At 67.1% G+C, this 16507-nt stretch carries 20 protein-coding genes; 9 read left to right on the forward strand and 11 right to left on the reverse strand.

What is annotated here, in order from left to right:
* Positions 1–74: 74 nt before the first annotated feature.
* Together J0J10_RS23740 and acnA are read right to left on the reverse strand one after the other, a co-directional pair.
* Positions 75–356 (reverse strand): acyl carrier protein, encoded by a 282-nt coding sequence (locus tag J0J10_RS23740; RefSeq protein ID WP_291649737.1) that lies wholly within the window; start codon positions 354–356, stop codon positions 75–77.
* A gap of 257 nt (positions 357–613) precedes the next feature.
* Positions 614–3313, reverse strand: a complete 2700-nt coding sequence (acnA, locus tag J0J10_RS23745; RefSeq protein WP_291649739.1) for an aconitate hydratase AcnA — start codon at positions 3311–3313, stop codon at positions 614–616.
* A gap of 258 nt (positions 3314–3571) precedes the next feature.
* Here acnA and ccmA point away from each other — a divergent pair, with 258 nt between their 5' ends.
* Both ccmA and ccmB read left to right on the forward strand, forming a co-directional pair.
* The gene (gene ccmA, locus J0J10_RS23750) at positions 3572–4168 is read left to right on the forward strand and encodes a heme ABC exporter ATP-binding protein CcmA (protein ID WP_291639072.1); all 597 of its coding nucleotides are present in this window, start codon (positions 3572–3574) and stop codon (positions 4166–4168) included.
* Positions 4165–4833, forward strand: coding sequence for a heme exporter protein CcmB (ccmB, locus tag J0J10_RS23755; protein ID WP_291639049.1), 669 nt, complete (start codon positions 4165–4167; stop codon positions 4831–4833). The genes ccmA and ccmB overlap by 4 nt, the downstream gene beginning before the upstream one ends.
* Positions 4834–4853: 20 nt before the next feature.
* On the opposite strand, the gene J0J10_RS23760 is transcribed toward ccmB, so the two are convergent.
* Positions 4854–5066, reverse strand: coding sequence for a hypothetical protein (locus J0J10_RS23760; RefSeq protein ID WP_291649741.1), 213 nt, complete (start codon positions 5064–5066; stop codon positions 4854–4856).
* A gap of 201 nt (positions 5067–5267) precedes the next feature.
* Between J0J10_RS23760 and J0J10_RS23765 the strand changes: the two genes are divergently transcribed.
* The 4 genes from J0J10_RS23765 to J0J10_RS23780 all read left to right on the forward strand — a co-directional run bounded on the left by J0J10_RS23765 (position 5268) and on the right by J0J10_RS23780 (position 7159).
* Positions 5268–5510: a hypothetical protein gene (locus J0J10_RS23765; RefSeq protein WP_291639051.1), complete on the forward strand. Its 243-nt coding sequence runs from the start codon at positions 5268–5270 to the stop codon at positions 5508–5510.
* 106 nt (positions 5511–5616) lie between these two features.
* Positions 5617–6375 carry a heme ABC transporter permease gene (locus J0J10_RS23770; RefSeq protein ID WP_291639052.1) on the forward strand — a complete coding sequence of 253 codons (759 nt, stop codon included), beginning with the start codon at positions 5617–5619 and terminating at the stop codon, positions 6373–6375.
* Positions 6372–6548 (forward strand): heme exporter protein CcmD, encoded by a 177-nt coding sequence (ccmD, locus tag J0J10_RS23775; protein ID WP_291639053.1) that lies wholly within the window; start codon positions 6372–6374, stop codon positions 6546–6548. Before J0J10_RS23770 ends, ccmD begins: the two co-directional genes overlap by 4 nt.
* Positions 6545–7159: a DsbE family thiol:disulfide interchange protein gene (locus tag J0J10_RS23780; protein ID WP_291649743.1), complete on the forward strand. Its 615-nt coding sequence runs from the start codon at positions 6545–6547 to the stop codon at positions 7157–7159. Before ccmD ends, J0J10_RS23780 begins: the two co-directional genes overlap by 4 nt.
* 146 nt (positions 7160–7305) lie before the next feature.
* Here J0J10_RS23780 and purQ read toward each other — a convergent pair whose 3' ends face one another.
* From purQ to purC, 4 genes are all read right to left on the reverse strand, one after another.
* Positions 7306–8001 (reverse strand): phosphoribosylformylglycinamidine synthase subunit PurQ, encoded by a 696-nt coding sequence (gene purQ, locus J0J10_RS23785; RefSeq protein WP_291649745.1) that lies wholly within the window; start codon positions 7999–8001, stop codon positions 7306–7308.
* A 4-nt stretch (positions 8002–8005) separates the two neighbouring features.
* Positions 8006–8248, reverse strand: coding sequence for a phosphoribosylformylglycinamidine synthase subunit PurS (purS, locus tag J0J10_RS23790; protein ID WP_291639056.1), 243 nt, complete (start codon positions 8246–8248; stop codon positions 8006–8008).
* A gap of 82 nt (positions 8249–8330) precedes the next feature.
* Positions 8331–8873 carry a hypothetical protein gene (locus J0J10_RS23795; RefSeq protein WP_291649747.1) on the reverse strand — a complete coding sequence of 181 codons (543 nt, stop codon included), beginning with the start codon at positions 8871–8873 and terminating at the stop codon, positions 8331–8333.
* A 41-nt stretch (positions 8874–8914) separates the two neighbouring features.
* On the reverse strand, positions 8915–9709 hold the full coding sequence (gene purC, locus J0J10_RS23800) for a phosphoribosylaminoimidazolesuccinocarboxamide synthase (RefSeq protein WP_291639058.1): 795 nt from the start codon (positions 9707–9709) through the stop codon (positions 8915–8917).
* 340 nt (positions 9710–10049) lie between these two features.
* Here purC and J0J10_RS23805 point away from each other — a divergent pair, with 340 nt between their 5' ends.
* Both J0J10_RS23805 and J0J10_RS23810 read left to right on the forward strand, forming a co-directional pair.
* The gene (locus tag J0J10_RS23805; protein ID WP_291639059.1) at positions 10050–10373 is read left to right on the forward strand and encodes a DUF1476 domain-containing protein; all 324 of its coding nucleotides are present in this window, start codon (positions 10050–10052) and stop codon (positions 10371–10373) included.
* Between the two features lie 177 nt (positions 10374–10550).
* Positions 10551–11336 carry an HpcH/HpaI aldolase family protein gene (locus tag J0J10_RS23810; protein ID WP_291649749.1) on the forward strand — a complete coding sequence of 262 codons (786 nt, stop codon included), beginning with the start codon at positions 10551–10553 and terminating at the stop codon, positions 11334–11336.
* Positions 11337–11544: 208 nt separating this feature from the next.
* On the opposite strand, the gene J0J10_RS23815 is transcribed toward J0J10_RS23810, so the two are convergent.
* Complete coding sequence (locus J0J10_RS23815; RefSeq protein ID WP_291649751.1) at positions 11545–12186, reverse strand: DNA-3-methyladenine glycosylase family protein; 642 nt, start codon at positions 12184–12186, stop codon at positions 11545–11547.
* 89 nt (positions 12187–12275) lie between these two features.
* Between J0J10_RS23815 and gluQRS the strand changes: the two genes are divergently transcribed.
* The gene (gene gluQRS, locus J0J10_RS23820; RefSeq protein WP_291649765.1) at positions 12276–13157 is read left to right on the forward strand and encodes a tRNA glutamyl-Q(34) synthetase GluQRS; all 882 of its coding nucleotides are present in this window, start codon (positions 12276–12278) and stop codon (positions 13155–13157) included.
* 35 nt (positions 13158–13192) lie between these two features.
* Here the strand turns inward: gluQRS and J0J10_RS23825 are convergent, their stop codons facing one another.
* From J0J10_RS23825 to J0J10_RS23835, 3 genes are all read right to left on the reverse strand, one after another.
* Complete coding sequence (locus tag J0J10_RS23825; protein ID WP_291649753.1) at positions 13193–14110, reverse strand: AEC family transporter; 918 nt, start codon at positions 14108–14110, stop codon at positions 13193–13195.
* A gap of 23 nt (positions 14111–14133) precedes the next feature.
* Positions 14134–16164, reverse strand: a complete 2031-nt coding sequence (locus J0J10_RS23830) for a M23 family metallopeptidase (RefSeq protein WP_291649755.1) — start codon at positions 16162–16164, stop codon at positions 14134–14136.
* Positions 16130–16507, reverse strand: a 378-nt coding sequence (locus J0J10_RS23835) for a hypothetical protein (RefSeq protein ID WP_291649757.1), incomplete at its 5' end; no start/stop codon positions are given. The genes J0J10_RS23835 and J0J10_RS23830, both read right to left, overlap by 35 nt.

Here is a 16507-nt window from a genome sequence, read left to right on the forward strand (position 1 = left end):
CGCTCAAGGCCGCCGGGCGGATCGGCCGCTCCGGCAGGACATCTATCGGACCGATCAATGTGGTGTTCGGCCGGTCAGGCGGCCTTGGCGGCGACGAGGTCGTCGATGCGCTTGCAGAGATTCTCGAGCACGAAATACTGCTCGGCCGGCGCCTTGCCCTCGTTGACCTCCTGGGTCCACTGCTCGAGCGGCAGCTTGATGCCGAAAGCCTTGTCGATCGCGAAGGCGATGTCGAGGAAGGCGAGCGAGTCGATGCCGAGATCGTCGATGGCGTGGCTCTGGGGCGTGATCTTCTCGCGCGGAATGTCGCAAGTTTCCGAAATGATGGCGGCGACCGTCTCGAACGTGGCGGACATGCGGGTGCTCCCGTCGTTTTCAATGATGAAGGCGGATGGCATCCGAGCGCGGAAAGCTCCCGCGCCTGCCCCAAGCCCCCCGCCGAGGAATGGCTGTGATCGCCCCCTTACACCTCGGTGCAGAATTGGACAACCGTGAGGCGCTGCAAGAACAGAACGCCCGGTCTGCAAACCGGGCGTTCCGAGGGGCGGGCAAGTCGCCGCCAAGTCTTTGCCGAGAAGTCTTTGCCGAGACCTTGCGGTCCCGGCGTTTCGGCTCAGGCGGCGATGCCGCGCAGCACGTAGTGCAGGATGCCGGCGTTCTTGAAGTAGTCGAGCTCGTCCAGCGTATCGATGCGGCAGAGGATCGGCACCTTCTTGACCTTGCCGTCGGCCGAGGTGATCTCCGCCTCGAGCATCTGGCGCGGCTTGACGGTGGCGAGGCCCTTGATGGTCACGGTCTCGTCGCCCTTGAGGTCGAGCGAGGCCCAGCTCGTGCCCTCGGCCAGGGTGAACGGCACCACGCCCATGCCGACCAGGTTCGAGCGGTGGATGCGCTCGAAGCTCTGGGCGATCACGGCCTTGACGCCGAGCAGGTTGGTGCCCTTCGCCGCCCAGTCACGCGAGGAGCCGTTGCCGTATTCGACGCCGGCGAAGATCACCAGCGGCACCTTCTCGGCCGCATAGCGCATCGCCGCGTCGTAGATCGGCAGCTCTTCCTTGCTGGGATAGTGGATGGTGTAGCCGCCTTCGCGCCCGTTCGGCCCCATCATGTGGTTGCGGATGCGGATATTGGCGAAGGTGCCGCGCATCATCACCTCATGGTTGCCACGCCGGGTGCCGTACTGGTTGAAGTCGGCGACGGCGACGCCGTTGTCGATCAGGTACTTGCCCGCCGGCGAGGCGGCCTTGATCGAGCCGGCCGGGGAGATGTGGTCGGTGGTGATCTTGTCGCCGAACAGGCCGAGGATGCGGGCTCCCTGGATGTCGGTGACCGCCGCCGGCTTGCGGCTCATGCCCTGGAAATAGGGCGGGTTCTGCACATAGGTCGACTTGTCGTCCCAGGCATAGGTCTGGCTCTTGGGCGCATCCACCGCCTGCCAATGCGCGTCGCCCTTGAAGACGTCGGCATATTTGGCCTCGAACATCGCGCGGGTGACGTTCTGCTGGATGAAGCTCTGGATCTCCTTGTTGGAGGGCCAGATGTCCTTGAGATAGACCGGCTGGCCGTCCTTGCCGGTGCCGAGCGGCTCCTTGGTCAGATCCATCTGCACCGAGCCGGCGAGGGCATAGGCGACGACCAGCGGCGGCGAGGCGAGATAGTTCGCCTGCACGTCGGGGGAGACGCGGCCTTCGAAGTTGCGGTTGCCGGAGATCACGGCGCCGGCGATCAGGCCCTGCTCGTTGATCGCCTTGGAGATCGGCGCAGGCAGCGGGCCGGAGTTGCCGATGCAGGTGGTGCAGCCGAAGCCGACCAGGTTGAAGCCGAGCGCGTCGAGATCGGTCTGCAGGCCGGACTTCGCGAGATATTCGGCGACGACCTGCGAGCCGGGCGCCAGCGAGGTCTTGACCCAGGGCTTCACCGAAAGCCCCTTCTCGACCGCCTTGCGGGCGAGAAGGCCCGCGGCCATCAGCACCGACGGGTTGGAGGTGTTGGTGCAGGAGGTGATGGCGGCGATCACGACGTCGCCATGGCCGAGATCGAAGGACTTGCCCTCGACCGGGACGCGGCGGGCGATCTCGGCGGCCTTCTTGTACTCGGTCTCCATGGCGGCGGCGAAGCCGGCCTTGACGGCGGAGAGGTCGACGCGGCCCTCGGGGCGCTTCGGACCGGCCATCGAGGGCTGCACCGTCGAGAGATCGAGCTCGAGCGTATCGGTGAAGATCGGGTCGGCGGTCTCAGGGGTCGCGAACAGGCCCTGCGCCTTGCTGTAGGCCTCGACCAGGGCGATCCGGTCCGACTTGCGGCCGGTCGTGGTGAGATAGTCGATGGTCTCGGAGTCGACCGGGAAGAAGCCGCAGGTCGCGCCGTATTCCGGGCCCATATTGGCGATGGTGGCGCGGTCGGCCAGCGTCAGATTGTAGAGGCCGGGGCCGAAGAACTCGACGAACTTGCCGACGACGCCCTTCTTGCGCAGCATCTGGGTGACGGTGAGCACGAGGTCGGTCGCGGTGATGCCCTCGCGCAGCGAGCCGGTCAGCTTGAAGCCGATGACCTCGGGCAGGAGCATGGACTGCGGCTGGCCGAGCATGGCGGCTTCCGCCTCGATGCCGCCGACGCCCCAGCCGAGAACGGCGAGGCCGTTGACCATGGTGGTGTGCGAATCGGTGCCGACCACGGTGTCGGGATAGGCGACCTCGACCTCGACGCCGTCGATCGTCTCGGTGCGGGTCCAGACGGTCTGGGCGAGATATTCGAGGTTGACCTGGTGGCAGATGCCGGTGCCGGGCGGGACGACGCGGAAATTGTCGAAGGCGCCCTGGCCCCATTTCAGGAACTTGTAGCGTTCCTCGTTGCGCTCGTATTCGAGCTCGACGTTCTGCGCGAGCGCCTTGGGGGTGCCGAACTCGTCGACGATCACCGAATGGTCGATGACGAGGTCGACCGGGACGAGCGGGTTGATCTTGGCCGGGTCGCCGCCGAGCGCCACGACGCCGTCGCGCATCGCGGCGAGATCGACGACGGCGGGAACGCCGGTGAAGTCCTGCATCAGCACGCGGGCGGGGCGGAAGCCGATCTCCTTGCCGGCCTTGCCCTTGTCATCGGCCCAGGCGACGAAGGCCTCGATATCGGCCTTGGTGACGGAGCGGCCGTCCTCGAAGCGCAGCAGGTTCTCGAGCAGCACCTTCATCGAGAAGGGCAGGCGGGAGATGCCGGTCAGGCCGTTCGCCTCGGCGTCGGGCAGCGAATAATAGGTGTAGGTCTTGCCGCCCGCAGTGAGCGTACGACGACATTTAAAGGAATCGAGCGAGGCCATATCGGCTTACATCCTGATCAAGGGGTTGCGGTCGCGAGCCGGAGACCCTTGCGGAATCAGCCGGTCGAAGGCCTATTGCGCATGACGCGCGCGCCGCCCCGGGAGTGCCCGAGCCCCGCGCCGGATCGGCGTGCGGCGTAGCCACGGGTTCTATAGATCAATTCCAAGAAGGCCGCTACAGGGTCGATGCGCGCTCCGCGAGGGCCGGCATGTTCGAGGAAAAGCGCGGGTTTCGTGACGCAGATTTCGCATCAGACCCTGACATTGAGCGCCGAAGGCCTCGTCTGCCGGCGCGGCGGGCGGCTGATCTTCGAGGGTGTCGGCTTCCGGCTCGGCAATGGCGAGGCGCTGGCGCTGACCGGGCGCAACGGCGCCGGCAAGTCGAGCCTCATCGCCATGCTCTGCGGCCGCCTGCGCCCGGAGGCGGGTACGATCCGGCTCGAAGGGCTGGACGAGACACCGCTGACCGAGGCGGCCCATCTCGTCGGCCATCGCGACGGGCTTAAGAGCGCGCTGACGGCGAAGGAGAATCTGCGTTTCGCCCAGGATCTGCTCGGCGGCGCGGCCGCGACGCCGGAACAGGCGCTGGAAGCGGTCGGTCTGCCACATGTCGGCGCGCTGCCGGTCGGCTATCTCTCGGCCGGGCAGAGGCGGCGTGTGGCACTGGCCCGGCTTCTCGTCGCAGCACGGCCGCTCTGGCTGCTCGACGAGCCGGCGGCGGCGCTTGACGTCAATGCGCAGGCGATGCTGATCGGGCTGATGCAGGCGCATCTTGCGGCGGGCGGGGCGATCCTGGCGGCGACGCATGGGCCGCTCGGCATCGATGCCGCGCGCGAACTCAGGATCGGGCCGTGAGGCGGGCTTTCTTCGCCGTGCTCAGGCGCGACCTTGCTCTGGCAGCCCGGGCTGGCGGCGGCGGCGAGCTCGCATTGGTCTTCTTCCTGACCATGGTCGTGCTGGTGCCCTTCGCGCTCGGGCCGGATCTCAACCTGCTCTCGCGCATCGGCCCGGCCATTCTCTGGCTGGGAGCACTGCTCTCAACCCTGATCGGGCTCGACCGGCTGTTTCAGGCCGATGAGGAGGACGGCTCGCTCGAACTTATGCGGGCCTCGCCGCTGCCGCTCGAGCTTAGCGTGTTCGCCAAGGGGTTGGCGCATTGGCTGACCACCGGGCTGCCGCTGGCGCTGGCCGCGCCGCTGCTCGGCCTGCTCGTCGCCTTGCCGGCCGAGGCGATCCTGCCGCTGGTCGCGAGCCTCATAGTCGGAACGCCGGCGCTGAGCTTCATCGGCGCCTCGGCCGCTGCTTTGACCGCGAGCCTGCGCCGGGGCGGGCTGATCCTGCCGGTGATCGTCGCGCCGCTGACGGTGCCGGTGCTGATCTTCGGCGTCTCGGCGGTCGACGCCGCACGCGGCGGCCCGCTGCCGGCCGGCACGCCGCTGCTGATCCTCGGAGCGATCACGCTTTCTGCGATCGTGGTCGGCAGCATCGCCGCTGCGGCTGCGCTGCGGCAGTCGGAGTAGCCCCGCAAAGGGCTCGGCGGTCAGGCTTCGTCGAGCTCGAGCGCGCAACCGCTCTGGGCGGCGAGCTGCATGACGACCGCGGCGATATCCTCCAGCGCGACATTATCGCCATTGAAGCGCAGCTGCACTTCCTCGGCGACGGCGAAGACGTCGAGCACTCGGGATTCACCAGCCCGCAGGCGAACGGTCGCCTCGACATCGCGCTGCATAGGCGCGGAAAGCTTCATGAGCATGGGAACGCCCTCCTGCCGGCAAGGCTAGGCCACTTTGGCGAGAGGTGCAATAAAAATGAAATATTTCAAATGGTTAGTAGGTTGTGCCGGCGCTGCCTTGCCAGTATGAGCCACCGCTGCTGCCGATTGCCCTTCTGGTTGTGAATGTGCATTCTGCGCCTATATCGTCAGTTACTCATTCGTAGCGTCGCGGGGGGCGCCATGTCGGATCTCGAACGCGGCGAGCGGCTGCAGATCATGCTCAGCGCCGAGGAACTGCGTGCCGTCGAGAACTGGCGCTTCGAGAAGCGCATGCCGAGCCGAGCGGCCGCGGTGCGCGAATTGCTGCGCCGCGGCCTGCTCGCCGAGGGCTTTACCGTCGCGGGCGAAGGCGTGCGTTCCGGCAGTTTCGGCGTGGTCGACAAAAGCGGTGCCAACGATTCACTGGACAAGGACGAGGCCTAGCCGCCGGCCCTAACGTCGCAGGCTGCTAGGCCGGATTGTGAGCCGGGCCGGCGATTGCTACATGCTCTCTGGTCGAAAGAAGAGCATCGTCCTCTAGCGCGAGCCCATGGCAAGCCTGATCGAACTGGCCAATCCGGCGCGCTTCATGCGCCTTTCGAATGTGCTGCTGCCCTGGGTCGCCGGCATCGCAGTGCTGTTGCTGCTCGTCGGCTTCTATCTCGCCTGGTTCGTCGCTCCGGCCGATTACCAGCAGGGCGAGACCATTCGCATCATGTATCTGCATGTGCCGGCCGCCTGGCTGGCGATGATGTTCTATTCGATGATGGCGTGCTCGGCGCTCGGCGTGCTGATCTGGCGCCATCCGCTCGCCGATGTCGCGCAGCAGGCCGCGGCGCCGATCGGGGCCGCGTTCGCGCTGATCTGCCTGCTCACCGGCTCGTTCTGGGGCAAGCCGATGTGGGGGACCTACTGGGTCTGGGATGCGCGGCTGACCTCCATGCTGGTGCTGTTCCTGCTCTATCTCGGCGTCATCGCGCTTCGGCGCGCCATTGACGAGCCCTCGCGTGCCGGACGCGCGGTCGCGATCCTGACGCTGGTCGGCAGCGTCAACATCCCGATCATCAAGTTTTCGGTCGACTGGTGGAGCACCCTGCACCAGCCGGCCTCGGTGCTGCGGCTGAGTGGGCCGACCATCCATACTTCGATGCTCTGGCCGCTGCTGATCCTGGCCGTCGGCTTCACGCTCGCGGCGCTGTGGCTGCACGCGGTGGCGATGCAGGCGGAATTGCTGCGCCGGCGGGTGCGGACCCTGAAGATCCTCGAGGCGGAGCGCCTCGACCGGTTGTCCCTGCAGGCGGCGGAATGATGCTCGAACTAGGCCCTCATGGCGGTTTCATCCTCGCCGCCTATCTGGCCTCGGGCCTGATCCTGTGCGGCCTCGCCGCCCTGATCCTGCTCGACCGCCGGGCCCAGCGCCGCGCGCTGGCGCTGCTGGAGCAGCAGGGCATCGGCCGCCGCTCCGAACGGAAGACGTCATGAGCGAGACCTCCACTAGCGAGACCTCCGCTGCAACGCCGGCCAGGCGCTCGCCCTGGCTCTTCGCCATACCGCTCATCTTGTTCGGGGCGCTGGCGCTGGTCTTCCTGGCGGGCCTGTTCTCCGGCGATGCCAGCAAGGTGCCCTCGGCGCTGATCGGCAAGCCGGCGCCGGCAGTCACGCTGACCGAGCTGGAAGGGCTGCAGCGCGACGGCAAGCCGGTGCCGGCCTTCGGCATGGCCGACCTCGCCAAGGGCAAGGCGACGATCGTCAACGTCTTCGCCAGCTGGTGCGCGCCCTGCCGGGTCGAGCATCCCTTCCTGGTCGCGATGGGCGAGTCGCCAGCGGTCAAGCAGGGCAAGGTCGTGCTGGTCGGCATGAACTACAAGGACGAGGCCGAGAATGCCCGACGCTTCCTCGGCGCGCTCGGAAACCCCTATTCGGCCGTCGGCGTCGATCGTCCTGGCCGCGCCGCGATCGAATGGGGCGTCTATGGCGTGCCCGAGACTTTCCTGATCGGCCCGGACGGCCGCATCGTCGACAAGCATGTCGGGGCGCTGACCGGCGAGAGCGCCGCCCGGCTGCTGGCCAAGGCGATCTCTCTGGTGAAGTGAGGCGCGTCAGCGCCGTGGTTCGCGCCGGGCTGCTGAAGCCCGCCTTGAAACGAAAAAAGCTGCGACGGGCGCAGCTTTCTCGAAACACCGGTCTCCACGGGGCGCGGCTCCGTATCCTCGCTCCCCCTGGATTATGATGCGAGGCGTCAGGCCGCCTTCCGGCCGTTGATCAGGCTCTCGAACATGCCGCGGCCGTCGGTGCCGCCGACGAGTCCGTCGATCAGGTTCTCCGGATGCGGCATCAGGCCGAGCACATTGCGCTTCGGCGAATAGATGCCGGCGATGTGGTTGAGCGAGCCATTCGGATCGGCCTCGGCCGTGATCTGGCCCTCGGCATCGCAATAGCGGAAGGCGACGAGGCCCTCGCCTTCAAGCCGGGCAAGCGTCTCGGCATCGCAGATATAGTTGCCTTCGCCATGGGCGATGCAGACATCGATCACCTGCCCCTTGGCATAGGCGGAGGTGAAGGCGGTGTCGTTGCGCTCGACGCGCAGATGCTGGCGCTTGCAGACGAATTTCAGATTGGCGTTGCGTGCAAGAACGCCCGGCAGCAGCCCGGACTCGCAGGCGATCTGGAAGCCGTTGCAGATGCCGAGCACGAGGCCGCCGCGCGCTGCATGGGCCCGCGTCGCGTCCATGATGTGGGCACGACCGGCAATCGCGCCGCAGCGCAGATAGTCGCCATAGGAAAAGCCGCCCGGCAGCACGACGAGGTCGGTCCCGGCCGGCAGCTCGTGGTCGCCATGCCAGACATGCGCGACGCTGGCGCCGGCCTGCTTCAGAGCCTTGGCGACGTCGCCATCGCGGTTGGAGCCCGGAAAGGTGATGACGGCGGCTTTCATCGGCTCAGACTCCGATCTCGACGCGGTAGTTCTCGATCACCGTATTGGCGAGCAGCTTCTCGCAGGCGGCCTTGAGGGTCTCCTCGGCCACGGCCTTGTCGGTGTCGGCGAGCTCGATGTCGAAGACCTTGCCCTGGCGCACCGAGCCGACGCCGGCGATGCCGAGGGATTTGAGCGCACCCTCGATGGCCTTGCCCTGCGGATCGAGCACGCCGGTCTTGAGGGTGACGGTGACGCGGGCTTTCATCTTGATCTCCGGTCGGAAGTTTGGCGGTGGCTTAGCGGTGAATCGGCGCCGGCTCAACTCTTTGCTGGTCCAGGACGTCGCTTCAACGGCTTTCCCAGGTGGCGCGGGCATAGTCGCGGGCGGCCTGCGAATCATTGGTGACGGCGATGGCGAGCGATAGCACCTTGTCCTTGCGGGCATAGAGGATCGCGGTCGAGGCGAGGCGGTGGCCCTCCCTGGCGCGGATCTCGACCTGGATGCCGCTGGTGCCGTCGAGCTTGAAGCGCGAGACGGTGGTGGTGCTCGCCGGCCTGGCCGGTTTCTTGTCCTTGCCGCGCGTGGCCGAGGCGGTGAAGGCCCGCGCCAGCCTTGCCGGATCCGATGCCAGCGCGCGCTCGATCTCGACGGCGCGGCGCCCTTCGAAGCTCAGCAAGGCGGCGACGCCGGGGCGGATGCAATCCTCCGGCGGGCAATAGACGATCGCCCTCGGGGTAATGCCATCATTGACGACCCAGCTCTGGATCGGCAGAGGCTCCCAGCCGCGGCCGGCGGCGAGCTGGACGAGGCCCGGGCCGAAATGGTCGGCGCAGCCAGCGAGCAGCACGACCGCCAGGGCCAGGGCGCCGAAACGCAAACGGGAGCGCAAGCGCCCCCGTTTCGATGTCGGTTCGACAGCGATCCCGGCGCTCACTGCACCAGGCGCGGCCCGGCCGGGCCGGTTTTCTCGTTCTCGCCCATGATGCCGAGGCGGCGGGCCACCTCGGTATAGGCCTCGATCAGCCCGCCCATGTCGCGGCGGAAGCGGTCCTTGTCCATCTTGTCCTTCGACTTGATGTCCCAGAGCCGGCAGGAATCCGGGCTTATCTCGTCCGCGACGACGATGCGCATCATGTCGCCTTCCCAGAGGCGGCCGCACTCCATCTTGAAGTCGACGAGGCGGATGCCGGCGCCGAGGAACAGGCCGGAGAGGAAATCATTGACGCGGATGGCGAGCGCCATGATGTCGTCGATCTCCTGCGGCGTCGCCCAGCCGAAGGCGGTAATGTGCTCTTCCGAGACCATCGGGTCGTTCAGCGCGTCGTTCTTGTAATAGAACTCGATGATCGAGCGCGGCAGCTGGGTGCCTTCCTCGAGGCCGAGCTTGGTCGACAACGAGCCGGCGGCGACGTTGCGGACCACGACCTCGAGCGGAATGATCTCGACCTCGCGAATCAGCTGCTCGCGCATGTTCAGCCGGCGGATGAAATGCGTGGGGACGCCGATATCGTTGAGGTTCGTGAAGATGTACTCGGAAATCCGGTTGTTCAGGACGCCCTTGCCGTCGATCACTTCATGCTTCTTGGCGTTGAAGGCGGTCGCGTCATCCTTGAAATGCTGGATGAGCGTTCCGGGCTCCGGTCCTTCGTACAGGACCTTCGCCTTGCCTTCGTAAATGCGACGGCGGCGGTTCATCGGGATATACCGTGGCTTGAGGAAATCCAATGGGTCGGCCTCTCTCTGGTCGCGGTTTCCCGCGGCGGGATCTTGGCCCTGTTCAGCACGCTGTCGCGCAATCCCGTGGCTCTTTCGAGTTCGATCCTAACGCGCCGGTCCGGCTGGTTCTCGCGCGCTCGCTTCCTGAGGAGTCTGCCGCGCTTCGCGCTATATGGGCCTTTCGCGTCGCAAACGCAACAAAGCGCGCCGGGCGTCTCGAAATCTGTGCCGCCGGCCCGCGGCGCGCTCGCCCCTAGCCGCGTCGGCTGGCGCATTCTATATGGCGAGGAAGGCCGATATCGGCCGATCTGCCGCAAACCCCGCGATTCCGGAGAGGACCAGAACCGTCATGGCGACATTCGACCAGCGCAAGGATGCTTTCGAGAACAAGTTCGCGCATGACGAGGAACTGCGCTTCAAGGCGATGGCCCGCCGCAACAAGCTGCTCGGCCTCTGGGCCGCCGACAAGCTCGGCAAGAGCGGCGCCGACGCCGAGGCCTATGCCAAATCGGTCGTTCTGGCCGATTTCGAGGAGGCCGGCGACGAGGACGTGGTGCGCAAGGTCAAGGCCGATTTCGCGGCCGGCAATGTCGCGGCCGGCGACAGCGAGATCCGTCAGGTCATGCAGGATCTGCTGATCCGGGCGGCCGAAGAGATCCAGGCCGGGCGCTGAAGCGCCTCGCCACGGCAGCCGCGCCGGGCAGGCGCGGCTGCCGGTGGGGAAAGGCGCGCGATTCGCAAGGCGTCCCCGAGCCGGGCGCATGCCGGATGGTTTGCCTTTGGCCCGCGATTGGGTCCAGTTTCAGCGTGCCGCCGACGAAGAGCGGCCGCAACCGGATGAAGCTGCCCGATGACCGCCACCAACCCGACCGTGCTCTCCTCGCTCGCAGACCGTCTCGCCAAGGGTGAGACGCTGCTTTCCGCCTGGTGCGGCCTGCCGGACCCGAGCATCGCCGCGATCCTGGCGCAGGAAGATTTCGATGCGGTCACGCTCGACATGCAGCACGGCCCGATCACGCTCGGCGAGGTCATCCGGGCGATCCCGCTGATCAATGCCGCCGGCAAGCCCGCTCTCGCCCGCATCGCGGTCGGCGAGTTCCAGAACGTCTCGAAGCTGTTCGATTCCGGCGCGTCCGGCGTGATCGCGCCGATGATCAACACGATCGAGGATGCGCGCCGTCTCGCGGCCTATGCCAAGTATCCGCCGCTCGGCGAGCGCAGCTGGGGCAGCTATGGCGGCCTCGGCGCCTCCGGCCTCGACCAGAACGGCTATCTCAGGCAGGCCAATGATTTCTCGCTGACCTTCGCGATGATCGAGACGCGCGAGGCGATGGCGATCGTCGACGACATTCTCGCCATCGACGGCATCGACGCGCTCTTCGTCGGCCCGTCGGATCTGTCGATCGCGCTGTCGGGCGGCACCTCGGTCAACGCCTCGGCTAAGGAGGTCGACGACGCGCTGCGCCATATCGTGGCGCGGGCGAATGCGGTGAAGAAGCCGGTCGCCTTCTATGCGGCGAGCGCCGAGCGCGCCAAACAGGGCGTCGAGCTCGGTGCAAGGCTGGTAACGGTGATGAGCGATACCGGCCTGCTGCGTGCCGCCAGCCAGGCGGCTCTCAAGGTGATCAAGGGATGAAGGCCCGACCACTCCCGCGCCTCGAACAAGCGCGGGAGTGGTCCCGGTTTCTGCTCATCGCTTTCTCGTCACGCGAGCCGGCGGACACTTCACTCGAAAACGCGCCTATGGCATCGGACCGAAAAGTGGACTCCACTTTTTGGAAAATTCCGATGCGATAACACTGAGATGGATCACCGTGACCGCGTCCGGACGGACGCGCGTTGATCTAGGCGTTGACGCCTTCGCGCGCCTTGAGCGCGGCGTAATAGGCCCAGAGCAAGCGGGCCGCGACGCCGCGCCAGGGCCGCCAGGCCTCTGCCAGAGCGAGAAGCTCGGTCGGTTTCGGCCGGGCGGCCAGCCCGAAAGCGAGCTTCGCCGCTTCCTGCACGGCGAGGTCGCCGGCGGCGAAGCCGTCACGGTGGCCGAGGCAGAACAGCAGATAGACATCCGCCGTCCACGGCCCGATGCCCGAAACGGCGGTCATGTGCTCATGCACGAATTCGGGCGTCGCCGTTTCCAGTCCGGCGAGGTCGAGGCGGCCTTCGGCGATCGCGGCGGCGACGGCGCGCAAGGTCTTCTGCTTCGGCCGTGACAGGCCCGACAGCCGCATCTCCTCATCGCTCGCGATCAGGATCCGCTCCGGCGTCAGCGGCGCGAACACGCCTTCCAGCCTTATCCAGACGGTGCGGGCGCTGGCGACCGAAAGCTGCTGCGAGACGATGATCGAGACGAGGCTGGCAAAGCCGCTCTCGCGCCGGCGCAGCGGCGGGATGCCGGTGCGCGCAATGATCGGCTCCCAGGCCGGGTCGAGGGCAGCGAGGGCGGCCATGCCCTCTTCGAGATCGGCGTCGCAGGTGATTCTCGGCATGGTGGGCAATCTAGGGTGCAGGCTGGCGCCGATCCTGTCAGGAGGGTACGGGCTTGGCGACGCTCGGCTCCGACCATAGACAGGAGGCGATGGCGAAGTCCCCACCCGTTTTCCGTTTCGCACCGAGCCCGAACGGGCGGCTGCATCTCGGCCACGCGCTCTCGGCGCTGACCAATGCCCGCCTGGCCGCCGCTTTCGGCGGGCGGCTGCTGCTGCGGATCGAGGATATCGACCTCGCGCGCTGCCGGCCGGAATTCGAGCAGGGCATCCATGACGATCTCGCCTGGCTCGGCCTGCATTTTGACGGCGCGGTTCGGCGCCAGTCGGAGCATTTCGACGATTACCGCAGCGCGCTGGCACAGCTGCAGGCGATGGGGCTGATCTATCCCTGCTTCTGCTCGCGGCAGGAGGTGAAGCAGGCGGTCGCCCGGCGCGAAGCCGAAACCGGCGAGCCCTGGCCGCGCGATCCCGATGGCGCGCCGCTCTATCCCGGATGCTGCCGCAACCTGTCCGGAGCGGAGCAGCGTGAGCGGATCGCGGCTGGCGAGCCGCATGTGCTGCGCCTGGCCATGGATCGCGCGCTCGCATGCGCGGGTGCGGATCTTTCCTACTCCGTCTTCGATGCCGAAGGAGCGGTGCGGCGGATCGCCGTGGATCCGGCGCGCTGGGGCGATGTCGTGCTCGCCCGCAAGGACGTACCTACGAGCTATCACCTCGCCGTCGTCGTCGACGATGCGCTGCAGGGCGTCAGCCATGTCGTGCGCGGCCGCGATCTTGAGGCGGCGACCGCTATCCATCTCGTGCTGCAGCGCCTGCTCGGCTTGGCCGTGCCGCTCTATCACTTCCACCGGCTTCTGGCCGACCAGACCGGTCAAAAGCTGGCCAAGAGCCGGCAGTCGCCGGGGCTCGCCGATCTGCGGGCCCAAGGGGTGACGCCTGCCGCGATCCGCCGGCAGCTCGGTTTCACGTGAATCGCCGACCGGTCGAGATCATCCGAGCGCTCGCCTCAGGTCGCGCCGAGCCAGCTCAGCCAGAAGATCGTGGTGAAAAGCGAGAGTGCGGTCGAGAGCGCGATGGCACTCGAGGCATCGGCCATGCCCTGGCGATAGCGCTCGGCGAAGAGATAGGCGTTGACCCCGCAGGGACAGGCGGCGAACAGCACCGCGACACCGGCCCAGACCGGAGGCATCGCAAAGACCTTCGTCGCCAGTATCAGCACGATCAGTGGATGCACGACCAGCTTGAGCCCGCTCAGGACCACCGGCAGGCCGATGCCCGAGGCCAGGCCGTAGCGATGGAGCGCGATGCCGAGGCTGATCAGCGCGCAGGGAACCGCCGTCGCGGCAATCAGATCGATGATCGTCCAGAGCGGTGCCGGCACATGCGCGACGACCGGGCGCACTGCGGCGCCGAGCAGGATGCCGAGGATCAGAGGGTGCATGAACAGGCGCCGGAGCATGAGGCCGAACGAGGCCGCGCGTCCCTCGGCCAGCACGGTAGCGACGGTCATGGTCACCGGCAGATGGATGACGAGCAGCAATCCGAGCGGCACCGCGCCGGCCTCGCCATAGGCTTTCAGGATCATCGGGATGCCGACGAAGACCGTGTTCGACTGGGCGGCGGCGAAACCGGAGACGACGAGTTCGGGGCCTTTGCGCCCGAAGACGCGGCTCGCCACCAGCTGGGCGATGAGCCAGACGACGGCAAGCCCGGTGAAATAGGAGATCCAGTAGCCCCAGGGCTGCGCGGCGGGGATCGCCGCGGTCGCCAGCGTCTTGAACAGCAGGCAGGGCACGGCGAGGACGAAGACGAAATCCGAGAGCCCCTCGCCGGTGCTCTCGCGCAGGATCCGGGTCCAGCGCGCGCCATAGCCGAGCGCGATCAGGCCGAAGACGGGCAGCACGGTCAGCAGCGCGGCGAGCATCGGCGTCAGGCCCCGGAGCCGGCTCAGCGCGCCTGCGCGGTCTGGCCTCCGGCCCGCACGATCAGCCCCAGGACCTCGTCGCGCTGGCGCTTGAATTCGGCGAGGGCGCGGCCGTCGAGCTCGCGCCCGCGTGGCACCTTGATCTTCATCGGGTTGACGAAATTGCCGTTGACCATGACCTCGTAGTGCAGATGCGGGCCGGTCGAGAGGCCGGTATTGCCCAGGAAGCCGATCACCTGGCCCTGGCGGACCTTGACGCCGGGCGCGATGCCCTTGGCGAAGGCCGATTGGTGCGAATAGCTGGTGACGTAGCCATTGGCGTGCTGGATCTCGATGCGCCGGCCATAGCCGGAATCCCATTCGGCCTTGATCACCGTGCCGTTGCCCGCCGCCAGGATCGGCGTGCCGATCTTGTTGGCCCAGTCGACGCCGGTATGCATCTTCGAATAGCGCATGATCGGGTGGTAGCGCATGCCGAAGCCCGAGCGCATCTCGGCATCGCTGATCGGCTTGCGCAACAGGAACTTCTTCAGCGACCGTCCGTCCGGATCGAAGAAGTCGATCAGCCCGTCCTCGGGCGCCTGGTAGCGGAAGACCTGCCGGGTTTCGCCGCCGATGGTGAGCGAGGCCGAGAGAATTTCGGCGCGCTCGCCCTCGTCCTCGTCGGTGAAGATCACCTCGAGGCTGTCGCCGTCGCGGACGCGCTGCTGGAAATCGAGATCATAGGAGAAGATGCGGACGAGCTCGTCGATCAGGGCGCGCGGCAGGTCATGGCGCAGCCCGGTCTCGTACAGGCTCTCATAGAGCCGGGCGCCGGTGCCGCCGCTGTCCTCCTCTTCCTCCTCCTCCTCGTCACTGCCCGTCTGGGCCTTCTGCTGCGGGCCGAGCGTCTCGGCCTTGGGCAGTGCGACAGGGGTGAAGACGCCTTTGTCGTTGATCGCGACCATCGCGGCCGGGCGGCCATTGTCGAGCAGGGCGATGCGGACGATCTGGCGCGCATCGCCCGGCCGCGGCCCGGGTGCGAACAGGGCCTGCAGGACCTGGCCCTCCGGCAGCGCGGCGATCTTCACCTTGCCGCCGAAGGCGTTGATCATCGAGATGATCTGGTCGCGATTGGCGCCGGCATTGCGGACCACGGTCTCGAAATTCTCGCCGCGGCGGGTGATCAGCAGCTTCTCCTCGACCAGCGGCTCGCGTGTCGCGGCGATCGGCGCCTTCAGCGCATTGGTGACGTTTTCCGGGACGACGCGGACCTCGATCCCGGAGAAGGAGGTGTCGGTGGCCGGCGCGTAGCCGAGCAGATCGGCGCTCGCAGCGGCGGCGCCCTGGCCGAGGGTCCGGCTGAGCATCAGCTGCGGCGGGATCGGCAGGGCGGCGCGACGGTCGCTGGCGGCGAGGTTGGCGCGCTCCTCCTCCATCTGTGCGATCACCTCGGCGTCGCTCAGATTGGCCTTGCTCGCCTGGATGGTCAGCTCGGCGAGATCGCGCTTGGTGATCGAGACATCGGCATCGGGCAGATCGGTCACCGGCTCGGCATAGCGCTCGCTGCCGGGAGCGCCCTCGGCGAACAGGCGCAGCGGATTGAAGGGCGGGATGTTGGTGGCATAGACGCCGGTGGTCAGCGAGAGATTGGAGGCGAGGCGCACATAGGGGCGGACCTTGATCACCTCGCGATCGCCGACGCGCTGGGACATCGGCGCGCGGGCGCTGTGCCTGGCCGAGGCGATCGGCTGTTCCGCCACGAGCTTGTCGCCCTTGCGCGCGCCGCCGCCGAGACCGGTGACCTGGCGCGTGGTCACCGTCTCCGGACGCTCGGCGAAGCTGGTGTCGCCGCGCATCGCCACGAGGATCGCGCCACCGAGCAGGGCCGCGCCGCAGGAGCCGACCAGCATGCAGGCCGACAGCCAGCGCAGCGACACCCCGCGCCGGTCCAGGCCGGCCGGCGAGGCGCCCGCCGGTTGGATCGGGGGATCGATGCCGAGATCGACGAGCAGCGCCGCCGCTTCCGGCGTCAGCGGCTCATGCGGGGATCTCAGTTCGGGGGGAGCATTCATGAGGTGAGCTTGGCCGAGTCCATCGATCGCCCGTTGGGCTGGTGCCGCGGGCGGCAGATTCTCCGTCGAATTCCAGGCCGAGCATGCCCGCCTCGCGCGTGGGAATCAAATCTATCCCCGGCGGACGGGCCGGCAGCCCTGCTTGAAAGGGCAGTGCAGGGGGAATGCGGCCCTTTGCGGGCGAGGCCTGGTGTACTGTTTCCGGGCCTTCAGGGTTGTTTTTGGGGATTGTGGTGTTGTGGTGTTGTTCCGGGGTGTTTGTTGATTGTCTTAAGCTGTTGTTTTTGTGGTCTTTTTTGTTTCTTGGGTGTTTTTGTCGAAAAACTTTCATGAAGCGTGTTGA

Source organism: Allobosea sp. (genome assembly GCF_017308075.1).
In the GTDB taxonomy this organism is placed as follows: domain Bacteria; phylum Pseudomonadota; class Alphaproteobacteria; order Rhizobiales; family Beijerinckiaceae; genus Allobosea.